The sequence below is a fragment of the Nocardioides sp. genome (assembly GCF_004803405.1).
Lineage (GTDB): Bacteria > Actinomycetota > Actinomycetes > Propionibacteriales > Nocardioidaceae > Nocardioides > Nocardioides vastitatis.
On the sequence record NZ_SSXI01000079.1, the window covers coordinates 1 to 3,848 of the forward strand.

The 3,848-nt window shown below is 70.3% G+C and carries 4 protein-coding genes; all 4 read right to left on the minus strand.

Annotated features, from left to right (window positions below; genetic code table 11):
- Positions 1 to 878, minus strand: an 878-nt coding sequence (locus tag E7Z54_RS05610; RefSeq protein WP_206056033.1) for a nucleotidyltransferase domain-containing protein, incomplete at its 3' end; no start/stop codon positions are given.
- Positions 879 to 960: 82 nt separating this feature from the next.
- The gene (locus E7Z54_RS05615; RefSeq protein WP_136432025.1) at positions 961 to 1,299 is read right to left on the minus strand and encodes a P-II family nitrogen regulator; all 339 of its coding nucleotides are present in this window, start codon (positions 1,297 to 1,299) and stop codon (positions 961 to 963) included.
- A complete protein-coding gene (locus E7Z54_RS05620; protein WP_136432026.1) occupies positions 1,296 to 2,660 on the minus strand; it encodes an ammonium transporter in 1,365 nt (454 codons plus the stop codon). Before E7Z54_RS05620 ends, E7Z54_RS05615 begins: the two co-directional genes overlap by 4 nt.
- A 130-nt stretch (positions 2,661 to 2,790) precedes the next feature.
- On the minus strand, positions 2,791 to 3,831 hold the full coding sequence (gene ftsY, locus E7Z54_RS05625; protein ID WP_240769532.1) for a signal recognition particle-docking protein FtsY: 1,041 nt from the start codon (positions 3,829 to 3,831) through the stop codon (positions 2,791 to 2,793).
- Positions 3,832 to 3,848: the final 17 nt, after the last annotated feature.

Here is a 3,848-nt window from a genome sequence, read left to right on the forward strand (position 1 = left end):
CCGCGGTCGAGGACCACCTCGCCGTTGGACAGGGCGACGCCAGGTGCCAGCGGCTCGAGCTCCGGTCGCCGCGGCCGGGCCGCAGGGGTACGACGCAGCGCGTCGTCGGTCCGTCGCCACGCCAGGCGTGACAGGTGGGTCAACCGCCGGCCGAGGTCGCGCACCTGGCGTTGCGTGGTCCGCTCGTCAGGCAGCCCGAGCGCCTCGGCCAGGGTCGACCAGTGCTCGGGCGCGATCCGGTCGGTGGCTCGGCCGGCCGCCGCGTGCAGCACGTCGCGGATGTCGAGCAGCTGGAGCCGGCAGCGTTCGAGGTCGGCGGCCGGCACGTCGACCAGCCAGGTGGCGGTGAGGCTCTTGAGGACCGTGGCGTCCCGCAGGCCGCCCTCGGCCTCCTTGAGGTCAGGCATCGAGAGGTGGGCGAGCTCGCCGACCATCCGGTGCCGGTTGCGAACGATCTCACGCAGCTCGGGCAGCCGGCGACGAGCCTGCCGGCGCCACTGCGCGAGGATCGTGGTGCGCAACCGGAGCGTGAGGCTGTAGTCCCCCGCGACGTGGCGGACGTCGAGCAGGCCGGAGGCCACCCGGATGTCGTCCTGCGCGGCCGTCAGCATCTCCGACAGGGTGCGCACGGAGTGGTCGAGCTTGGCGCCCGAGTCCCACAGCGGGTACCAGACCACCTGTCCCAGGTCGCCGATGTCGACGCCCTCGTCGGAGACCAGGACCACGTCGAGGTCGGAGTACGGCGCCATGTCGCCGCGCCCGTACCCACCGACCGCGACGAGGGCGACCCCGGTGTCGGGACCGCCCGCGTCGTCGTAGGCCCTGGAGCAGAGGCTGTCAGCCTCGTCGGTGCGTGCGGCGCGCTCGCTGGCGGTCATCTGTCTGCAGTCGGCAGCGCGGCGGGAGACGACCGACGGCAGCGTGCTGCCCGCCTGCGGCGGAGACGCGCTCGACCCGATGTCAAAGCGCCGCGGCGTCCTTGTCGCCCGTGCGGACCCGGATCACCGTCTCGATCGGGCTCACCCAGACCTTGCCGTCACCGATCCGTCCGGTGTGGGCCGTCTTGGTGATGATGCCGACGATGTCCTCGGTGTCGGCGTCGTCGACCACGATCTCGATGCGGATCTTCGGCACCAGGGCGATGTCGTACTCGGCGCCGCGGTAGACCTCGGTGTGGCCCTTCTGCCGTCCGTAGCCACTCACCTCGCTGACCGTCATGCCGGTGACGCCGAAGGCCTCGAGCGCCTCGCGGACGTCTTCCCACTTGTGCGGCTTGATGACCGCGGTGACGAGCTTCATGCACTTACCTCCGTAGCGGTGGAACCGGTGCCGAGGACCGAGCGGCGGGCCCCGCTGGTGCCGAGATCGTAGGCGGACTCGCCGTGCTCGACGAAGTCGATGCCCTCGACCTCGTCCTCCTCGTCGATCCGCCAGCCGAGCGTGAGCTTGATCAGCAGTCCGACGACGAGCGTGGCGGCGGCCGCCCAGACCATCGCGAAGAGCGCGGTCGCGACCTGCACGACCAGCGGCTTGAGCCCGCCGCCGTAGAGCAGGCCGTCGACGCCGCCCGGTGCGGACGCGGTCGAGACGAGGCCGATCATCACGGTGCCGACGATGCCGCCCACGAGGTGCACGCCGACCACGTCCAGCGAGTCGTCATAGCCGTACCTGTACTTGAGGCCGACGGCGAGTGCGCAGAGCGCGCCGGCCGCCGTACCGATGACGATCGCGCCATACACGTCGACCGCTCCGCAGGCGGGGGTGATCGCGACCAGGCCGGCGACGATGCCCGAGGCCGAGCCCAGCGAGGTGCCCTTGCCGTCGCGGACCTTCTCCACGATCAGCCAGGCCAGCATCGCGGCGGCCGTGGCGACGGTGGTGTTCATCCAGGTGACGCCGGTCTCGGACATGAACTGCGCGATGTCCTTCTCGCCGCCATCGCCCTCGATGAAGACGATCGAGCCGACGTTGAAGCCGAACCAGCCGAACCACAGCAGGCCGGCGCCGATCATCGTGAGCGTCAGGTTGTGCGGCTTCATCGGCTCCTTGCCGAAGCCGAGGCGCTTCCCGATCAGCAGCACCAGCACCAGGCCGGCGACGCCGGCATTGATGTGCACGACCGTGCCGCCCGCGTAGTCCTGCGGAAGGACGTTCGCGATCGAGTTGGCCGCGTCCCAGCCGAACAGCAGCGACGAGAGACCGTTCTCGTTCAGCGCCGAGAGGAAGCCCCCGCCCCACACCATGTGCGCGAGCGGGAAGTAGGAGAGCGTCACCCAGATGGGGACGAACACCATCCAGGAGGAGAACTTCACCCGGTCGGCGATCGCACCGCTGATCAGCGCTGCTGTGATCACCGCGAAGGTCATCTGGAAGGCGACGAAGACATAGCTGCTGAACTCGACGCCCTCGAGTCCGAAGAGCGTGAACGGGTTCGCGAACAGGCCGGCCACGTCGTCTCCGGCACCGGCCGAGTACGTCATCGACCAGCCCCACAGGACGTACACGAGGACGACGGTCGCAAGCGCGCCGAAGGACATCATCATCATGTTGAGGACGGACTTCGAGCGGCTCATGCCGCCGTAGAACAGGGCGAGGGCCGGCACCGTCATCATCAGCACGAAGGATGCGGACACCAGCATCCAGGCGTAGTAGCCGTCCATAGGACCTCCAGCGGTGACACATAGTCGGGGACGTGCACACCTTGGTGCGGCGAGGTTTCGCGGTCGTCGGTGACATGTTTCGCGCGGGTTACGAGTTTCCCGCGGGCGTTACGACCCGATGAACCCCGGGTCAGCCCAGGAGCGCGTCGACGAACGCAGCCGCGTCGAACGGCGCGAGGTCGTCGGGGCCCTCCCCCAGGCCGACCAGCTTGACCGGAACGCCGAGCTGTCGCTGGACGGCGACCACGATGCCGCCCTTCGCGGAGCCGTCGAGCTTGGTCAGGACGATGCCGGTGACGTCGACGACGTCGGAGAAGACCTTCGCCTGGACCAGGCCGTTCTGGCCCGTGGTCGCGTCGAGGACCAGGAGCACCTCGGTCACCGGCGACTGCTTCTCGATGACGCGCTTGACCTTGCCGAGCTCGTCCATCAGGCCCTGCTTGTTCTGCAGACGCCCGGCAGTGTCCACGACCACGGTGTCGACGCCGCGCTCCACGCCGAGCTTCACCGCCTCGAACGCGACGCTCGCGGGGTCACCGCCCTCGGGGCCGCGGACCACCTCGACGCCCACCCGCTCGCCCCAGGTGGCGAGCTGCTCGGTCGCGGCAGCACGGAACGTGTCGGCGGCGGCGAGGAGCGCGGTGCGGTCGTCGGCTACGAGGATCCGCGCGATCTTCCCCACGGTCGTCGTCTTGCCGGTGCCGTTCACGCCCACGACGAGTACGACGCCGGGCTGGCCGTCGGCGCCGCTGACCCGCAGACCACGGTCCATGGCGGGATCGACCAGGTCGATCAGCTCCTCGCGGAGCACGGTGCGCGCGTCCGGGGTGTCACCACCCTCCACCCGCATCCGGGTTCGCAGCTTCTCGACCAGCTCCTGGGTGGGCGCGACGCCGATGTCCGCACCGAGCAGCAGGTCCTCGATCGCCTCCCACGTGTCCTCGTCCAGCTTGTCCCGGCTCAGCAGCCCCAGGAGACCCCTCCCCAGGGCACCGGAGCCGGCGAGCCGCTGTCGCAGGCGAACCATCCGCGAGGCCGGCTTCTCAGGCCGCTCGATGGTCGGCGCGACCGGCTCAGCGGGCGCGAGGGGCGACTTCTCGACCTCGGTCGGCGCCTCGGTCGGCGCCTCGGTCGGACCTGCGACCTCGCCGGGCGCGGGCGCCGGCGCGATGACGTCGGCGCGCGCCT

Coding starts and splice junctions, on each gene's coding strand:
- E7Z54_RS05615 (WP_136432025.1), bottom strand. CDS start 1,299: ATGAAGCTCGTCACCGCGGTCATCAAGCCGCACAAGTGGGAAGACGTC.
- E7Z54_RS05620 (WP_136432026.1), bottom strand. CDS start 2,660: ATGGACGGCTACTACGCCTGGATGCTGGTGTCCGCATCCTTCGTGCTG.